At 68.7% G+C, this 17,393-nt stretch carries 16 protein-coding genes; 9 read left to right on the forward strand and 7 right to left on the reverse strand.

The genetic code is table 11. The annotated features are described in order from the left end of the window. Positions 1-18 precede the first annotated feature (18 nt). Positions 19-1,500 carry a histidine ammonia-lyase gene (gene hutH, locus D6850_RS04220; RefSeq protein ID WP_121164063.1) on the forward strand — a complete coding sequence of 494 codons (1,482 nt, stop codon included), beginning with the start codon at positions 19-21 and terminating at the stop codon, positions 1,498-1,500. A gap of 7 nt (positions 1,501-1,507) precedes the next feature. Here the strand turns inward: hutH and D6850_RS04225 are convergent, their stop codons facing one another. The 6 genes from D6850_RS04225 to D6850_RS04250 form a co-directional block, all read right to left on the reverse strand. Continuing rightward, complete coding sequence (locus tag D6850_RS04225) at positions 1,508-2,281, reverse strand: LamB/YcsF family protein (protein WP_121164065.1); 774 nt, start codon at positions 2,279-2,281, stop codon at positions 1,508-1,510. Positions 2,282-2,294: 13 nt separating this feature from the next. Next, on the reverse strand, positions 2,295-3,308 hold the full coding sequence (locus D6850_RS04230) for a 5-oxoprolinase subunit C family protein (protein WP_121164067.1): 1,014 nt from the start codon (positions 3,306-3,308) through the stop codon (positions 2,295-2,297). Continuing rightward, positions 3,305-4,054, reverse strand: coding sequence for a 5-oxoprolinase subunit B family protein (locus D6850_RS04235; protein ID WP_281272554.1), 750 nt, complete (start codon positions 4,052-4,054; stop codon positions 3,305-3,307). Before D6850_RS04235 ends, D6850_RS04230 begins: the two co-directional genes overlap by 4 nt. Then, entirely contained in the window at positions 4,051-5,346 is a 1,296-nt protein-coding gene (locus D6850_RS04240) for a TRAP transporter large permease (protein ID WP_121164069.1), read from the reverse strand. The genes D6850_RS04235 and D6850_RS04240 overlap by 4 nt, the downstream gene beginning before the upstream one ends. Before the next feature lie 10 nt (positions 5,347-5,356). Continuing rightward, positions 5,357-5,905 (reverse strand): TRAP transporter small permease, encoded by a 549-nt coding sequence (locus D6850_RS04245; protein WP_121164071.1) that lies wholly within the window; start codon positions 5,903-5,905, stop codon positions 5,357-5,359. A gap of 63 nt (positions 5,906-5,968) precedes the next feature. Further along, complete coding sequence (locus D6850_RS04250) at positions 5,969-6,940, reverse strand: TRAP transporter substrate-binding protein (RefSeq protein WP_121164073.1); 972 nt, start codon at positions 6,938-6,940, stop codon at positions 5,969-5,971. A 236-nt stretch (positions 6,941-7,176) separates the two neighbouring features. Here D6850_RS04250 and D6850_RS04255 point away from each other — a divergent pair, with 236 nt between their 5' ends. Both D6850_RS04255 and D6850_RS04260 read left to right on the forward strand, forming a co-directional pair. Further along, complete coding sequence (locus tag D6850_RS04255) at positions 7,177-7,704, forward strand: hypothetical protein (protein ID WP_121164075.1); 528 nt, start codon at positions 7,177-7,179, stop codon at positions 7,702-7,704. Between the two features lie 119 nt (positions 7,705-7,823). Continuing rightward, the gene (locus D6850_RS04260; RefSeq protein WP_147438848.1) at positions 7,824-8,525 is read left to right on the forward strand and encodes a type 1 glutamine amidotransferase; all 702 of its coding nucleotides are present in this window, start codon (positions 7,824-7,826) and stop codon (positions 8,523-8,525) included. A 7-nt stretch (positions 8,526-8,532) separates the two neighbouring features. Here the strand turns inward: D6850_RS04260 and D6850_RS04265 are convergent, their stop codons facing one another. After that, positions 8,533-10,560, reverse strand: a complete 2,028-nt coding sequence (locus D6850_RS04265; RefSeq protein ID WP_121164079.1) for an NADH:flavin oxidoreductase — start codon at positions 10,558-10,560, stop codon at positions 8,533-8,535. A gap of 139 nt (positions 10,561-10,699) precedes the next feature. Here D6850_RS04265 and D6850_RS04270 point away from each other — a divergent pair, with 139 nt between their 5' ends. The 6 genes from D6850_RS04270 (at position 10,700) to D6850_RS04295 (ending at position 17,391) form a co-directional block, all read left to right on the forward strand. Beyond that, entirely contained in the window at positions 10,700-11,641 is a 942-nt protein-coding gene (locus D6850_RS04270) for an ornithine cyclodeaminase (protein WP_121164081.1), read from the forward strand. Between the two features lie 128 nt (positions 11,642-11,769). After that, positions 11,770-12,684, forward strand: coding sequence for an AAA family ATPase (locus D6850_RS04275; protein WP_121164083.1), 915 nt, complete (start codon positions 11,770-11,772; stop codon positions 12,682-12,684). Further along, on the forward strand, positions 12,668-13,921 hold the full coding sequence (locus tag D6850_RS04280) for a vWA domain-containing protein (RefSeq protein ID WP_245964092.1): 1,254 nt from the start codon (positions 12,668-12,670) through the stop codon (positions 13,919-13,921). The genes D6850_RS04275 and D6850_RS04280 overlap by 17 nt, the downstream gene beginning before the upstream one ends. Positions 13,922-14,025: 104 nt before the next feature. Beyond that, on the forward strand, positions 14,026-14,484 hold the full coding sequence (locus D6850_RS04285; protein ID WP_121164087.1) for an SRPBCC family protein: 459 nt from the start codon (positions 14,026-14,028) through the stop codon (positions 14,482-14,484). Positions 14,485-14,535: 51 nt separating this feature from the next. Continuing rightward, a complete protein-coding gene (locus tag D6850_RS04290; RefSeq protein WP_121164090.1) occupies positions 14,536-15,006 on the forward strand; it encodes a (2Fe-2S)-binding protein in 471 nt (156 codons plus the stop codon). Positions 15,007-15,030: 24 nt separating this feature from the next. Continuing rightward, positions 15,031-17,391: a xanthine dehydrogenase family protein molybdopterin-binding subunit gene (locus tag D6850_RS04295; RefSeq protein ID WP_121164092.1), complete on the forward strand. Its 2,361-nt coding sequence runs from the start codon at positions 15,031-15,033 to the stop codon at positions 17,389-17,391. Positions 17,392-17,393: the final 2 nt, after the last annotated feature.

Here is a 17,393-nt window from a genome sequence, read left to right on the forward strand (position 1 = left end):
GACGCCGCCCCGCATGGCATGGATTTCTGGGCGCAGGTGCATGAGGGCGGCGTCGAGTTGCGCCTGTCCGACGCCGCGACCGCCCGGATCGACGCCGCCCGCCGGACGGTGGCGGACATCATCGCGAAGGGCGGCGCGCTCTACGGGATCAACACCGGGTCGGGGCGGCTCGCCGGGCGGATCATCCCGGACGAGGACGTGCTCGCGCTTCAGCGCAACCTGGTGGTGTCGCACGCCATCGGGTCGGGCCCGCCCTTGTCGAAGGGCGAGACGCGTCTTGTCATGGCGATGAAGATCGCCGCGCTCGCGCAGGGCCATTCCGGCGTGCGGGTGGAACTGGTCGAGCGATTGGTCGAGATGTTCAATCGAGGCCTGCTGCCGGTGATCCCGTCGCAAGGATCGGTCGGCGCGTCGGGCGACCTCACGCCGCTGGCGCATGTCGCCGCCGCGCTGATCGGCGTCGGAGAGGTGCGGGTCGGGGAGGACGTCCTGCCCGCCGCCGAGGCGCTGGCGCAGGCGGGATTTGCGCCGCTCGAATTCCAGCCCAAGGAGGGTATGGCGCTTTTGAACGGCACGCAGGTGTCGACTGCGCTGGCGATTTCAGGGCTGATCGGGGCGCGCGGGGCGCTCGACAGCGCGGTGGTCACCGGCGCGCTTTCGACCGAGGCGCTGCTGGGGCAGGTGACGGCGTTCGATCCGCGCATCCACGCCATCCGCCGCCAGCCGGGACAGGCCGAGATCGCGCGGCGCCTGCGCGCGCTGCTGGACGGCAGCGGCTTTCGCGACAAGGCGCGCGAGGAGGGCCGCGTGCAGGACCCCTACTGCCTGCGCTGCCAGCCGCAGGTTTACGGCGCCTGCCTCGACCTGCTCGACCAGGCCGCCGCCACGCTTGAACGTGAGGCGGACGCGGTCACCGACAATCCGCTGGTCTTTCCCGATACGGGCGAGATCCTGTCGGGCGGGAATTTCCACGCCGAACCGGTGGCCTTCGCCGCCGACATCATCGCGATGGCAATCTGCGAGATCGGGTCGCTCTCCGAACGCCGCCTCGCCATGCTGATCGACGAAAGCCTGTCGGGGCTGCCGCCCTTCCTGACGGATGAGCCGGGCGTCAGCACCGGCTTCATGAGCGGGCAGATCACCGCCGCCGCGATGGTCGCCGAGAACCGGCAGAAGGCGCATCCCGCCTCGGTCGATTCGGTGCCGACGGTGGCGAATTACGAGGACCACGTGTCGATGGCCACGCATGGCGCGCGCCGCCTGGGCGCGATGGTGGAGACGCTGCACAACATCCTCGCGGTCGAATTGCTGGCCGCGGTCGAGGGGTGCGAACACCGCGGCCTTGCGCTCGGCCCGCCGCTCGATGCGGTCGCCGCGCTGGTGCGGGGCCGGGTGGCTCGGATGAACCGCGACCGCCATTTCGGCCCCGATTTCAACGCGGCGCGCGAGATGATCGGCTCGGGCGCGGTGGCGGCGCTCTGCGCAAAGGCCGTAAGCTGAACCGCGATCAGCCCGGCGCGCCGTCGAATTTCGAGACCCTGAGGCCGCTTTCCTCCAGCGCGCGGCGCACCTCGGCGGCGATCTTCACGGCGGTCGGCGTGTCGCCGTGCAGGCAGATCGTGTCGATGCGGGTCTCGATCCGCTTGCCCGATCCGGTGATGATCGCCCCCTCGCGCACCATGTCGGCCATGCGCGGGCCGGCGATCTCGGGGTCGTGGATCACCGCGCCGGGCTGCGAGCGGTCGACCAGCGTCGCGTCGTCGTTATAGGCGCGATCCGCGAATATCTCGCAGGCGATGGGACAGCCAATGGCGGTGGCGGCGCGCTGCTGGGCGGTCCCGGCCAGAACCATGATGATGATATCGGGCGCGACTGAGAGCGCGGCCTCGTAGCAGGCGCGCGCCATGCGCTCGTCCTCAGACGCCATGTTGGCGAGCGCGCCGTGCAGTTTCAGGTGGCGCACCGCGCCGCCCACTGCGCGGGCCATGCCCTGCGCCGCGCCGACCTGGTAGCGCACCAGGTTCTGAAGCGACTCGATCGGCATCTTCAGTCGCTGCCGCCCGAACCCGTGCAGGTCTGCGAAACCGGGATGCGCGCCGATGCCGACGCCGCGCTCATGCGCGGCGCCCATCGTGTCGGCCATCACGTCCCAGTCGCCCGCGTGCATTCCGCAGGCGATGTTGGCCGAGGTCACGATATCAAGCAGGGCCGCGTCGTCGCCCATCGTCCAGGGACCATAGCTTTCGCCCATGTCGGCGTTGAGATCGACGGATTTCGTCATGGCGTGTCTCCTTTCAGGCAAGGTCATCCCCGGCGGTGACGCCGCTGATGAGTTGGTAGGACAGAAGATCGGGCATCCGGTGCGGATCGCGCACGAGCGGACGCAGGTTGCGGGTGAGGCCTGCGCGCGCGTCGCGCGCCTTGCGCTCGGCCTCGACCGCCTCGTCGAGCGTGACGAAGCGAAAGCGCAGCCGCGCGCCCGCCGGCGCCTGGGCCACGCGGGGCAGGTCGCAGGGCAGCACGGTGCCGATGCGGGGATAGCCGCCGGTGGTCTGGCATTCGGACATCAGCACGAAGGGCGTACCGTCGCCGGTGATCTGGATGTCGCCCGGCATGATGACCTCGGACAGCACCGAGCGCCCGCCGCTGGCGTGAAACCCCTCGCCGTCGGGCTCGAGCCGGACGCCCATCCGGTTGCCCCGCGCGTCGCGGGTGAGTTCGGTCGCCTCGAGCCGCTCGCGCTCCGCTTCGTCGAAAAGGCGCGACTGGAAGCTCTCGATGATGCGCACCGCGCCGCCGCCAAAGCGGTTTTCGGCGTCAAGCGTCATGCCGGTCCGCGCGCCGTCGTCGGCGCCCACCGGCAGCTCATCGCCCGCCCTGAGCGGCGCCCCGAGGCCGGCGGCGTTCTGCACCGCGCGCGCGCCCAGCATCACCTCCGTGGCGAACCCGCCGCCCACATGCAGGTAGCCGTAATTGCCCCCCTGCGCCGCCCCGATTGAAAGGCGCGCGCCGGCGGGCAGCAGGTGGCTTGCGTTCCAGGCCAGTTGCGCGCCATCGACGCTCGCCCGCATCGGCGCGCCGGTCAGCGCGATGCGCATGTCCTCGCCCGCTTCGAACTCGCCACCCGCGCCGGCCATCTCGAGCGCGGCGCGCTCCACGGGTTGCTCCAGCAGCGCGGCGCCCTCGGCCAGCGCCACCCGGTCGGCGGCGCCCCCGCGCGACAGCCCCTGGGCAAGCCAGCCGGGGCGGCCCAGATCCTGCAGGGTCACGCCCGGCCCCGCGCGGTGGATGATGAGCCGGCGGGTCATGGGATCGGCTCGGACTCGGCCCCGCCCATCGGGTCCTCGCGCATCTGTTCGAGCGCGTCGGCGCCGACCTCGTGGAACTGCACCTCGTCGCCGGGACGCACCAGGAACGGGGTTTCCGCCTCGGGCTGGAACAGGCGGATCGCGGTCTGGCCGACATGCTGCCAGCCGGTCGGGGTGGCCACGGAAAAGAGAACCATCTGCCGGATCGCGAGCCCCAGCGCGCCCTCGGGGATGCGGGTGGTCAGCGCGCTCTGCCGGGGAATGTCCCAAGCCTCGGGCAGTTCGCCCAGGTAGGGTTGGCCGGGCGCGAAACCGATGGTCTGCACGCGCACCCGCGCGCTGGTGAGCGACGTTATCGCCTCGGCCTCGGTCATGCCCGCCGCCTTGGCCGCGTCGCCCAGTTGCGGGGCGAGGTCGACGCCGAACACCGCCGGGATGCGCCAGAACCGCCGCCCCTCGGGAAGGTCGGTTTCATACCAGTCCCGCGCCTCCAGCAGCTCGGTCAGGCGCGCGCGCAGCGTCTCGTGCCCGACATGCAGCGGATCGAACCGCAGATAGGCCGAGACAAGAGAGGACGAGGTTTCCTCGACCCCGTCCCAGCCCGCAGCCTCGACGGCCGCGCGGAATGCGAGCGCGGCGCGGTTGGCCGGCTCGCTCAGCCGGTCGGCAAAGCGCACCAGCATCCCGTCGACGCCTGCGGTGACGATGGCGGGAAAGGCGGCGGTATGGGGGCGATCTTCGGTCACATCTGCCCCGGCAGGTAAGTCACGATGCCGGGAAAGGCAACGATGATGGCGAGCGCGACGATCATCAGGAAAAAGAACGGCAACGCCGCGCGCGCGACGACCAGGATGTCCCGCCCGGTGAGTGATTGCAGCACGAAGAGGTTGAAGCCCACCGGCGGGGTGATCTGGCTCATCTCCACGACGATCACGAGAAAGATGCCGAACCACATCGGGTCGATCCCCGCCTGAAGCACCATCGGCATGACGACCGACGCGGTCAGCACCACAACCGAGATCCCGTCAAGAAAACAGCCCAGCACGATGAAGAAGAGCGTGAGCGCGGCCAGAAGCGTGTAGGTCGAAAGGCCCAGGCCCCCGATCCACGCGGCGAGTTCGCGCGGAATGCCGGTGAAGCCCATCGCCACCGTCAGGAACGACGCGCCGGCGAGGATGAAGGCGATCATGCAGGATGTCACCGTCGCGCCCATCAGCCCCTCCCGGAAGCTCTGCCAACTGAGCGTGCCGGTGCTCCATGACAGCACCAGAGCGAGCACCACCCCCACCGCCGCCGCATCCGTAGGCGAGGCGATCCCGGCATAGATCGACCCGATAACGCCCGCGATCAGCAGCAGGACCGGCAGCAGGCGGCGCGCGTGATAGAGCTTCTCGCGAAAACTGGCGGCCATGTTCTCGGACGGCAGGCTGGCGCGGTTCACAATGGCCCAGAGCAGCACGTAGCCCACGAAGAGCGACACCAAAAGAACGCCCGGCAGCACACCCGCGACGAACAGCCGCGCGATGCTCTGCTCGGTCGCCACGCCATAGACGATGAGGATGATCGACGGCGGAATGAGCAGCCCGAGCGTCGCCGACCCGGCCAGCGTGCCGATCACCATGCGTTCGGGGTAGCCGCGCTGCTTGAGCTCGGGGATCGACAGCTTGCCGATGGTGGCCGCGGTCGCCGCGGACGATCCCGACACGGCGGCGAAGATCCCGCAGGCGAAAATGTTGACGTGCAGGAGCTGCCCGGGCAGCCGGTTCATCCACGGCGAAAGCCCCGCGAACATGTCCTCGGACAGGCGCGAACGAAAGAGGATCTCGCCCATCCAGATGAACAGCGGCAGCGCGGCCAGCGCCCAGCTGTTGGAATGACCCCAGAAGGTCGTCGCCAGAACGAGGCCGAGCGGCGCGTCGGAATAGAGCATCATCGCCGCGATCCCCACCCCCAGCAGCGAGAACGCGACCCAGAGGCCCGCGCCGAGAAAGGCGAAGAGCAGGATCAGCAGGATGACCGACAGCAGGGCGATCGACATGGGCGGTTTCCTATTCGCTCAGCAGGTTCTCGCCCTTGCCTTCCCAGGCGGCGGGCCGGCCGCGCAACAGCGCCAACAGTTCATCGGCCAGCGCGAGGGCGAGGATGCAGAGGCCCACGACCACGGGGACCTGCGGCATCCAGAGCGGCACCGACACCATGCCGGGACTGCGATCGTCGAACTCCCAGGATTCATAGACCAGCAGGCCCATGTACCACGCCGCAAAGCCGGTCATGGCGAGGGCCAGCGCGACGACCGCGATCTCGGCTATGCGCTGCCCCTTCTCGGGCAGGCGTCCGAACAGAAGGGTGACGCGGATATGCCCGCCCTCCCGCAAGGTGTAGGCGAGCGCGAGGAAGGTCGAGGCGGCGAGGAAGAACCCGGTGAAATCCGAATAGGAGGGGATCGTCATGCCGATTGCGTGGCCGGTCAGCGCCGCCGATATCTTGTCGGCGAGGTTGAGACCCACCTGCGCGAAGACCAGCGCGACGATTCCCGCGATAAAAAGCGCGGCCAGCCCGCCCGCCAGACGATAGATGAAATCGAGCGCGCGGCGCATGGCCCGGCCTCCCCCTGTTGGTGGAAAGGGCCGGGGGCCTGTGCGGCGCCCGGCCCCTGCCGGTTACTTCTGGTAGGCTTCGAGCAGCGCCTCGCCCTCGGCGCCGGCCTTGGCCTTCCAGTTCTCGAGCATGGTCGCGCCGATCTCGCGCAGCCCGTCCATCAGTTCTTGGGAAGGTTCGACCACGGTGATGCCGTTCTCCTTGAGGATGGCGACCTTGGCGTCGGTTTCCTCGCGGCTCATCTCCCAGCCGCGTTCCTCGGCGGCCTCGGCGGCGTCGAGAATGGCCTGCTGCGTCGACTCGTCGAGACGGCGGAAGGCGCGTTTGTTCACCACGACGACGTTCTTGGGGATCCAGGCCTGGATGTCGGTGTAATGGCTCAGGAAATCCCACGCTTTCGAATTCGCGCCGGTCGAGGGCGAGGTGATCATCGCCTCGACCCGGCCTGTGGAAAACGCCTGCGGGATGTCGGGCACCTCGATCTGCGTGGGCGCGGCGCCGGCAAGGTTCGCGAATTCCTCGAGCGTGGCGTTGTTGGTGCGGAACTTGAGGCCCGCGAGGTCGTCCACCGTCTCGATCGGTTTGTCGGTATAGAGTCCCTGCGGCGGCCAGGGCACCGCGTAGAGCACCATCATCCCCTGCTTGTCGAGAAGCCCCTCGATCACGTCCTTCTGCGCGTCCCAGAGGCGCTCGGCCTCGTCGTAGTTGGTGGCGAGGAAGGGCAGCCCGTCGGCGGCGAAGACCGGGTTGTCGTTGGCCAGCAGCGACAGAAAGAACTCGCCGATGGGAACCTGCCCGCTGCGCACGGCCTTGCTGATCTCGGGATGCTTGAAGAGCGAGCCGGCGGAATGCACCTTGATCTCGAGCGCGCCGTCGGTGGCCTCTGCCACGTCGTCGGCGAATTCATTGATGTTGACGGTGTGGAACGTCGCGTCGGGATAGGGCGTGGCCATGTCCCATGTCTCGGCCTGCGCACCGGCGACGCTCATGGCCAGCGCAATGACCGCGCCACCGAGGTAACGTGATACGAACATCTGTCTTCTCCCTTGTCTTTCTTATGCACCAACGCTGACGCACGGCGGCAGGTTTGTCAATTTCGCCCGCCACGGCGGCCCGGGCCGATCTTCCTTGGCAAGGAAAATCAGGAAGGTTTTTCAATGGAGAAGCCCTGATCCCGGCCGATCCGGGGGTCTTTTCGCGCAAGCCCTGTTTCCCGGCGGCGCGCGCGTGCTAAGACTGCAAAAGATACGCGGCGTGACAGGAGGCATGCGTGACGCTGGAGACCGAAACATACGAGATCGCCATCGCCTCGGTCGATGTCGAAACGGACGGGCGGGGGCCGGGGCGCGTCGCCGTCGCCTATCGCGGACGCGGCCCCGAGCGGACGGCGACCGGGCGTTTCGCCTCGGACGATTTCCGCGACGTGTTCGAATGCTGTCAGGCCATCGCGCAGGACATCATGTCGAGCGAGTTCCGCACCGGCTCGGACGTGCGCTTTGAGTTCCGGCTGGTGGACGAAGAGGGCATCTCGATCTGGCACACCTCGCCGAGCAACTTCCTCAAGATGCCGCTGCGGATGGACATGGATTGGACCTGCAACCACCTGCAACGCAACTTCCGTTCCTACACCACGCTGGGCATGGTCGAGATGCAGGAGGAATTCCCGCTGGTCGAGGGGCGCATGCCCACGCAGAAGCTGGTGGAGCTATTGATGGATTCGATGGTCTCGGGGCTCGAGTTCATCGGGCTTATGTTCCTCCAGCGCGAGCGCATGGGCGAGGCGCATCACGCTGAGTAGCGCGCCCTGACCCAAGACTGGTGGACCGATGCGGACTCGGGTTCGATTCGTGATCCGCGCTGTTGCATTTCCTCGCCGTTCCGCCGAAGGATTCGCGCGCGCAGCGGGGGAGGGACGGCATGCGGGTTCTCATCATTCAGCACGATCACGGCGGCCACGCGGGGCGGTTCCGCGCGCATTTCGACGCCGCCCAGATCGAGACGCGCGCCATCATCGCGCCAGAGGTGACGGATTGGCCCGATCCCGACAGCTTTGACGCGCTCTGGGTCATGGGCGGCGTGCCGCAGGTCTGGGAAACCGAAGCCCATCCCTGGCTGGTCCCCGAGATCACGCTTATCCGGCGCGCGGTGCTGGAAGCGGGCAAGCCCTATTTCGGGATCTGTTTCGGGCATCAGCTTCTCGCCGCGGCCTGCGGTGGCGCGGTCGGACGCGCGGAGGTGGCCGAGGTCGGCATGACGCGCATCACCGGCGGCGACCGGGTGCTGGGCGGGGCGGGGGCGCGCACGGTGTTCCAGTGGCACAGCGCGCAGGTGACGCGTCTGCCGCCGGGGTTCGAAACCGGTTGGGCGAGCCGCGACTGCCCGATTCAGACCATGGCCGGGCCGCGCGGAGTGCGTTCGGTGCAGTTTCATCCCGAGGTCGATACCGAGACATTGAAGGACTGGTATGACATGCCGGGGGTGGTCGACGATCTTGCCGGGATTGGCGGGGCGGAGTTGCCCGGTCGGATCATGGCCGAGTTCGAGCGACGCGAGGAAACGCTCGCCGCGCTCGGGGCGGAGCTTTTCGACGGCTGGCTGATGGAGGCGCGCGGCGTCTGAAGCCCCGTCAGAGCCGGATGCAGAGCCGCGTCGCGTCCAGCATCGCCGCGTGCACGTCGCGCGACGACACCGCGTCGCCCAAACGGAAGAGGTCGAATCCTTCGCCCTCTTCGACCGGTTGCGGTTGCGCCGCGACCAGCGCGTCGAGGTCGGGAAGCCCGCGGTTGCGGGCGCGCTCCGCCAGCGACAGGTAGAGCGCGTCCACCGGCACGGTGCCGTGCTCATAGATCAGGTTGTCGCAAACGAGCGTCTTGGTCTCTTGCAGGTACTCGTTCTCGAGCGTCAGGCGCAGCCGGTTTTCGGCGCGCTCAACGGCGCGCAGGCGCAGGTCAGGGCGCAGTTTCACGCCGGCGCGGTAGAAGGCGCGCATCGCCAGCGGGCGCTCGATCGCGCCCACCTCGGCGCCGGCGGTGTTGTCGGGGGTGACGTAGGTCACCTGCGCGCCCGCGCTGGCCAGCGTATGCGCCCCGGCAATTCCTGCGTGCGCGCCCACTCCGTCGTAGAACACGGTTTCCCCCTCCAGCGGCGCGCCCGACTCGAGCGCGTCCCAGAGCGGGCGGGCAAGCTCGCCGCCGGGGATGTCGTCAAGCGGGTCGGGCACGCCGCCGGTCGCGGTGATGACGATATCGGGATCGGTGTCCGCCACCTCCTCCTCGCCCGCTAGGCAGTTGTAACGCACGCTCACCCCCAGCCGGTCGAGTTCCGAGAGCCGCCAGTCGATGATGCCCGAGAGATCTCGCCGCTCGTCGAGCCGCGCGGCAAGAAGCAACTGCCCGCCCGCCTTCGGCGCCGCCTCGAGCAGCGTGACGGCATGGCCGCGTTCGGCGCAGATGCGCGCCGCCTCGAGCCCGCCGGGACCGGCGCCGACAATGGTGACGCGGCGCGGGCTGGCGGCGGGCGTGATCGTGTGCGGCAGCACCGCCTCGCGCCCGATGGCGGGGTTGTGGATGCAACTGCCATAGGCCGAGCAATAGGTCGCCCCGACGCAGGGACGGATGGTTTCCTCGACGCCCGCCGCAAGCTTGTTCGCGATATGCGGATCGGCGATATGCGCCCGCGTCATGCCGACGAGGTCGAGATGCCGCTCGGCGACCGCGTGGCGCGCGGTGGCGATGTCGTTGATCCGCGCGGCGTGGAACACCGGCAGCCCGACATTGTGCCGGAACGCGGCGACCGGGCGCAATTGCGGCGCAAGGCCAAGCGCCATGCCCGGCATGTAGCGCGCCAGGCCCAGATGCGTGTCGATCCGCCCGTAGCCGAAGTTGAAGAAATCGATCAGCCCCGAGGCCTCGTATAGTTTCGCCATCTCGACATATTCGTCGTCGCTCATCGCGCCGCCGTCGCCTTCGCCCACGACCATGCGGATGCCGACGATGAAATCCTCGCCCGCCTTGGCGCGGATGTTCTCGAGCGCGCGCAGCCCGAAGCGCGCCCGGTTCCCGAGCGAGCCGCCCCATTCGTCGGTGCGCCGGTTGGTCGCGGGCGACCAGAACTGCCCGATGAGATGGCCGGTCACATGCAGTTCGCACCCGTCGAGCCCGCCCTCGCGGCAGCGCCGCGCGGCGTCGCCGAAATCCTCGATCACGCGCAGGATGTCGCCCTGCTGCATCTCCTTGGTGGTGCCGCGATGGAGCGGCTCGCGGTAGCGGCTGGGCGACACCGTCGGCAGCCAGTTGTCGCCGCGCCACTGGCTGCGCCCGCCCAGATGGGTGATCTGGCACATGATCGCCGCGCCATGGCGGTGGATGCGCTCGGCGAACTCGCGAAAATAGGGGATCACCCGGTCGTGGCCCGCGTCGAGCTGATCGAATGTGTTGGCCGAATCGCGCGACACGTTGGTCGATCCGCCGAACATGGTGAGGCCGATGCCGCCCCTGGCCTTTTCCTCGTGGTAAAGCTGGTAGCGTTCCGCGGGCATCCCGTGCTCGCCAAAGCCGATGGCGTGGCTGGTGCTCATCAACCGGTTGCGCAATTCCAGATGACGCAGGCGGAACGGTTGCAGCAGCGGGTCGGCGCTCGGGCGGGGGGCGGTCATCGCGGTCTCCTGGGGCGGGTTGCGCTCACTCTGACGCGATCCGGTGCGGGGTGCAAACCCGTTCGTGCCGCGTCCGTCATTCCGGTCTCGACACCGGGGCGCGACGGGGTAGGCTGGCGCCGGCAAGGAGGAACGGACCATGCAGACCATCGACGCCCGAAAGGTTCACGCGCTTCTGCCGTATGAGGCGCTCATCCCCGCGCTGCGGCGCAGTCACGAAGGAGAGCGGCCGCTTGCGGACTCGCAGGTCATGGACGACCCCTCGGGCAGCGGCAACCGTTTCGTGACGCTGCCGGGCTGGATGGAGGGTGGCATGGTGGTGGTCAAGATGGTCGGCGTCTTTCCCGCCAACCGCGACCGCGATCCGCCGCTCGGCTCGGTCCTCGGCGCGGTGGCGGGATTCGACGGAGAGACGGGCGCGCCGCTGCTGGTGGCCGATGGCGAGGCTATGACCTACCGCAAGACGGCGGCGATCTCGGGGCTGGGCGCGGCGCTGCTGGCCCCGCCCGAACCGCGCGAACTGCTGGTCGTCGGCGCTGGCGGTCTTGGCCCCCATGTGGCGATGGCGCACATGGCCGCGCGCCCCTCGATCACCCGCGTGCGCATCTGGAACCGCACCCCCCAGCGCGCCGAAACGCTGGCCGCCGATCTGCGCGCGCAAGCGTTTGACGCGCAACCCGCGCCCGACCTCGACGCGGCGGTGGCGCGCGCGGACGTCATCACCTGCGTGACCATGTCCACCGCGCCGCTGGTCAAGGGCGCGTTGCTGAAACCCGGGGCGCATGTGGACCTCGTGGGGGCCTACATGCCCGACATGCGCGAGGCCGACGACGACGTGATGCGCCGCGGCACGCTCTGGACCTGCGGCGGCGACAGCATCGGGCGCTGCGGCGAGGTGACGCTGCCGCTCGCCTCCGGCGCGCTTGTGCGCGAGGATATCCGGGGCGATCTGTTCGCGCTCGTTCAGGGACGGGACGCGGGCCGCGCGAGGGCCGACGAGATCACCGTGTTCAAGAATATCGGCGGCGCGCATCAGGACATCTTCGCCACCGCCATCCTGCGCGACCGGCTGGAGGCGTGAGCCGCCGGCGCGCACGGAGATTTCATGCCTCCGGCGGGCATATTCGAAGCAAGAAGAAGGAGTTGGCCCGCCAGTTGCACCCGGCGCGCGGCGCGCTAGGGTAAGGGGGCAGCCATCAGGAGCCACGCATGACCGAGACCCCCGACAGCATCGACGCCACGCTCGCCCTGCTGGCGGGGCAGGATTACGTCTGCGGGCGCGATCTTGGCACCGTGGCCTATCTCGCGCTGGCGCTGCGCCGGCCGCTCTTTCTCGAGGGGGCGGCGGGCACCGGCAAGACCGAGATCGCCAAGGCGCTTGCGGCCGGGCTGGGCCGGCGGCTGATCCGGCTGCAATGCTACGAGGGGCTGGACGCGGCTTCGGCCATCTACGAATGGGACTTCGCCGCGCAGATGATCGCCATCCGCACCGCCGAGGCCGCTGGCGGCGCCGACCGGGCCGCGCTTCAGGCCGAACTTTTCTCGGACGCCTACCTGATCCGCCGCCCCCTGCTCGAGGCGATGGAGCCGCAGGAGGGCGGCCCGCCGGTTCTGCTGATCGACGAGGTGGACCGCACCGACGCGCCGTTCGAGGCCTTCCTGCTCGAGGCGCTGTCGGACTACCAGGTGACGATTCCCGAACTGGGCGCGGTGAAGGCGCATGAGCCGCCAATCGTGATCCTCACCTCCAACCGCACCCGCGAGGTGCATGACGCGCTCAAGCGGCGCTGCCTCTATCATTGGGTCGACTATCCCGACCAGGCGCGGGAACTGGCGATCCTGCACGCCCGCGCGCCGGAATGCGCCGCCGCGCTTTCGGCTGAAATCGTGGCCTTCATCCAGCGGTTGCGCGGGGAGGATCTCTTCAAGAATCCCGGCGTCGCCGAAACCGTGGACTGGGCGCGCTGCCTCGTTGCGCTCGACGCGGTGGCGCTGTCGCCCGAGATGGTGACCGACACGCTGGGCGCGGTGCTGAAATACCAGGACGATATCGCCCGGATCGCCGGGTCCGAGGCGGCGCGCATCCTTGACGATGCGCGCGCGGACATTGCCCGCGCGTCCTGAGCCGGGGCTGCCCGGAGGCGGGCGGCTGGCCGAGAACGTGGTGCATTTCGCCCGCGCGCTGCGCAAGGCGGGGGTCAACGTCGCCGCCGCGCAGGTGCATGACGCGGTGCGCGCGCTCCGCTGCGCGGGCTTTACCGAGCGGCGCGACTTCTACCACGCGCTGCGCGCCACGCTCATCACGAGGCCCGAGCATCTCGAGATCTATCGTCAGGTGTTCCACCTGTTCTGGCGCGATCCCGACTATATCGAGCGGATGATGAAGATGATGCTGCCGCTGGTGCAGGCGATGGGGGCGGAGGAGGACCAGCCGCCGCGCCCCGCCGAACGCCGCGCCGCCGAGTCGCTGGGCGACGCGCCCGAGCGCCCGCCGCGCGCGCCGCCGCCCGAGCGCGAGGAGATCGAGTTCGACGCCACGCTCACCTGGTCCGCCGAAGAGCGCCTGCGCCGCATGGATTTCGAGCAGATGAGCGCCGCCGAACTGCGCGCGGCGGATGCCGCGATCCGCCGGTTGCGCCTGCCGGCCGCGCCGATCCCGGCCCGGCGGTTCGCGCCCTCCGCCACGGGCCGCGCGCCGGACACGCGCGCCATCCTGCGCCGCGCCATGCGCCGGGGCGGGGAGGTGGATCACCTGTCCTTGAAGACGCCGCGCACGCGCCCGCCGGACCTCGTCGCGCTTTGCGACATTTCGGGGTCGATGTCGGTCTATTCGCGGATGATGATGCAATTTCTGCATGGTCTCATCTGGGCGCCCGGCGCCGGTCGGGGGCGGGGCTGGGGGCAGGTGCACGGGTTCACCTTCGGTACGCAGCTCACCAATGTCAGCCGCGCGCTTCGCCTGCGCGACCCGGACGCCGCGCTTGCCGCGCTCGGGCAGGAGGCGCCGGACTGGCAGGGCGGGACGCGGATCGGCCCGGCGCTCGGACGGTTCAACCGCGACTGGTCGCGCCGGGTGCTGGGGCAGGGGGCGATGGTGCTGCTGATCACCGACGGGCTCGAGCGGGGCGATCCGGCGCAGCTTGACGCCGAGGCGGCGCGGCTGGCGCGCTCCTGCCGGCGGCTGGTCTGGCTCAACCCGCTCCTGCGCTGGGACGGGTTCGCGCCTGCCGCGGCCGGGATCCGGGCGCTGTTGCCGCATGTGGACAGCTTTCATGCGTGTCATTCGCTCGACAGCCTGGCCGATCTCGCGGACGCGCTGAGCGGGCCGGGCGAAAAGGCGCGGATGATGCGGGATCTCTGAAACGCATCCGTGCGGCGGCTGCGGCGTCGAGGGAACCAAGACTATTGCTTTGAACACGCGCGGCTTTATGATCCCCCGCAGGGAGAGTCTGGGAGGACGACCGCATGGAGATGTCCGGCGAACACCGCATCGCCGCGCCGCGTGATACGGTATGGGCGGCGCTGAACGACCCGGATGTGCTGCGCGCCTGCATTCCGGGCTGCGAATCGCTCGAAAAGACCTCGGACACGACGATGGAGGCCGTGGTGCGCCAGAAGATCGGGCCGGTGAAGGCGCGATTCAACGGCGCGGTGGAGTTGCTCAACATCGACGCGCCGAAAAGCTACACAATCCAGGGCGAGGGCAAGGGCGGCGTCGCGGGTTTCGCCAAGGGATCGGCGGACGTCCGGTTGGCCGAGGACGCCGGAGAGACGGTGCTGACCTATACCGCCCAGGCGCAGATCGGCGGCAAGCTGGCGCAGCTTGGCAACCGCCTGGTCGGATCGACCGCCAGGAAGCTCGCCCAGCAGTTCTTCGTCAATTTCCACAACCATCTGACGGACGAGGATCCGCCGGAGGCCTGACCGCAACAGAACGACGCGCGGGGCGCACCCGCAAGCCCAGGGAGGATAGCGATGACCAAGGTGACGATGAAGGTGAACGGCAGGAAGGTCGGCGCGGACGTGCCCGACCAGACGCTGCTGTCGGAATTCCTGCGCGAGAACCTGCGCCTGACCGGCACCCATGTCGGCTGCGACACCAGCCAGTGCGGCGCCTGCGCGGTGCATGTGAACGGCAAGGTCGTGAAGGCGTGCACGGCGCTGGCCGTCTCGCTCGAGGGGGCCGAGGTCACCACGATCGAGGGCGTCGCGAATGGCGAACTGCACCCCATGCAGGTGGCGTTCAACGACAATCACGGGCTCCAATGCGGCTTTTGCACGCCGGGCATGATCATGGCCGGGATCGACATGGTGAACCGCTACCGCGAAGAGGGCCGTGAACTCGACGCCGCCGCCATCCGGCACGAGCTCGAGGGCAATATCTGCCGCTGCACGGGCTACCACAACATCGTGAAATCGATCCAGGACGCCGCCGCCAAAATGTGAGCGCGCCCGCAGGGAGGACAGGACATGACTTCAGGAATTGGCCAGAACGTCAAGCGCAAGGAAGACAAGCGCTTCATCACCGGCAAGGGCCGCTATACCGACGATCACCGCAACGACAACCAGGCCTATGCCGCGTTCGTCCGCAGCCCGCACGCCCATGCCAAGGTGCTGGGCATCGACGCCGAGGAGGCGCGCGGCATGGAGGGCGTGATCGACGTGCTCGACGGGCATCAGCTCACCGGGGACGGGATCGGCAACCTCATCTGCGGTTGGGCGATCACGTCAAAGGACGGCAGCCCGATGAACATGGGCGCGTGGTCCGCGCTCGCCACCGACACCGTGCGCTATGTCGGCGACGCGGTGGCGGTGGTCATCGCCGAGACCAACGCGCAGGCCCGCATCGCCGCCGAGGCGGTGATGGTCGACTACGAGGAACTGCCCGTCGTCGTCCACGCGATCGACGCGCTGAAGGACGGCGCGCCGCAGATCCACGACAACGCTCCCGGCAACCTCATCTACGACTGGGAACTGGGCGACGAGGCCGCAACCGACGCGGGTCTGGCCGAGGCCGCGCATGTCACCACGCTCGACCTGACCAACAACCGGCTGTCGCCCAACCCGATGGAGCCGCGCTCGGCCGTGGCGACCTACGACCATGCGGAGGATCACTACACGCTCTACACCACGTCCCAGAACCCGCATGTCGCGCGGCTGGTGCTGTCGGCCTTCTACAACGTCGCGCCCGAGCACAAGCTGCGGGTGATCGCGCCGGACGTGGGCGGCGGGTTCGGGGCCAAGATCTACATCTACCCCGAGGAAATCACCTGCCTCTGGGCGTCGATGAAGACCAATCGCTCGGTCAAGTGGACGTCCGAGCGGGGCGAGGCGTTCCTGACGGACATGCATGGCCGCGATCACGTCACCCATGCAAAGATGGGGTTCGACAAGGACGGCAGGATCACCGGGTTCAAGATCGACACGATCGCCAATCTCGGGGCCTACATGTCGCTGTTTTCCAGCTCGGTGCCCACTTATCTCTATGCGCCGCTGATGTCGGGGCAGTACGATATCCAGAACATCCACTGCAACGTGCGCGCGGTCTATACCAACACCGTGCCGGTCGACGCCTATCGCGGGGCCGGGCGGCCCGAGGCGACCTACCTGGTCGAACGCATGATGGAGACGGCCGCGCGCGAGATGGGAATGGACCCGGCCGAGCTGCGCCGGCGCAACTTCGTGCAGGAATTCCCGCACCAGACGCCGGTACTGATGCAATACGACGCGGGCGATTTTCCGAAGATACTGGAACTGGCGCAAGAGGCGGCGGACGTGGCGGGCTTTGAAGAGCGTCGCCGCGAGGCCGAGAGCCGCGGCAAGCTGCGCGGGATTGGCTATTCCACCTTCATCGAGGCCTGCGGGCTCGCGCCGTCCAAGGCGGCCGGGTCGCTCGGCGCCGGCGTCGGGCTCTGGGAATCCGCCGAAGTGCGGGTGAACCCGGCGGGCACGATCGAGATCCTGACCGGCAGCCACAGCCACGGACAGGGCCACGAGACGACTTTCGCCCAGATCGTGGCGGAGCGTTTCGGCGTTCCGGTGGACTCGGTGCAGATCGTGCATGGCGACACCGACAAGGTGCAGTTCGGCATGGGCACCTACGGCTCGCGCTCGGGCCCCGTCGGCATGTCCGCGGTGGTCAAGGCGATGGACAAGGTCGAGGAGAAGGTGCGGCAGATCGCGGCGCATACATTGGAGGCGAGCGAGGACGACATCGAGATCTCGGGCGGACAGGTCAAGGTCAAGGGCACCGACAAGGCGATGGCGTGGCACGAGGTCGGGCTTGCGGCCTATGTCGCGCATAACCTGCCGGACGGGATGGAGCCGGGGCTGAAGGAAACCGCGTTTTTCGATCCGGTCAACTTCTCCTTCCCCTCCGGCGCCTTCATCTGCGAGGTCGAGGTCGATCCCGACACCGGTCAGACGCAGGTCGTCAGGTTCACCTCTGCCGACGATTTCGGCGTCATCGTGAACCCGATGATCGTGGAAGGCCAGGTGCATGGCGGGGTGACGCAGGGCATCGGGCAGGCGCTGCTTGAACAGGTGGTCTATGACGAGCAGGGGCAGCTTCTGACCGGCTCCTACATGGATTACACCATGCCGCGCGCCGCCGATGTGCCGTTTTTCGACGTGCAGCACCATGAGACGCCCAGCCCCAACAACCCGCTCGGCGTCAAGGGCTGTGGCGAGGCGGGCGCGATCGGCGCGCCGCCCGCGGTCATCAACGCGATCACCGACGCGATCGGCACCAACGATCTGGCCATGCCCGCGACGCCGCAGGCGGTCTGGCGCGCGCTGCGCGCGGCGCAAAAGCCGATGGCGGCGGAATAGGG

Origin of the sequence: Roseovarius spongiae, from assembly GCF_003651245.1 — a bacterium.
Lineage (GTDB): Bacteria > Pseudomonadota > Alphaproteobacteria > Rhodobacterales > Rhodobacteraceae > Roseovarius > Roseovarius spongiae.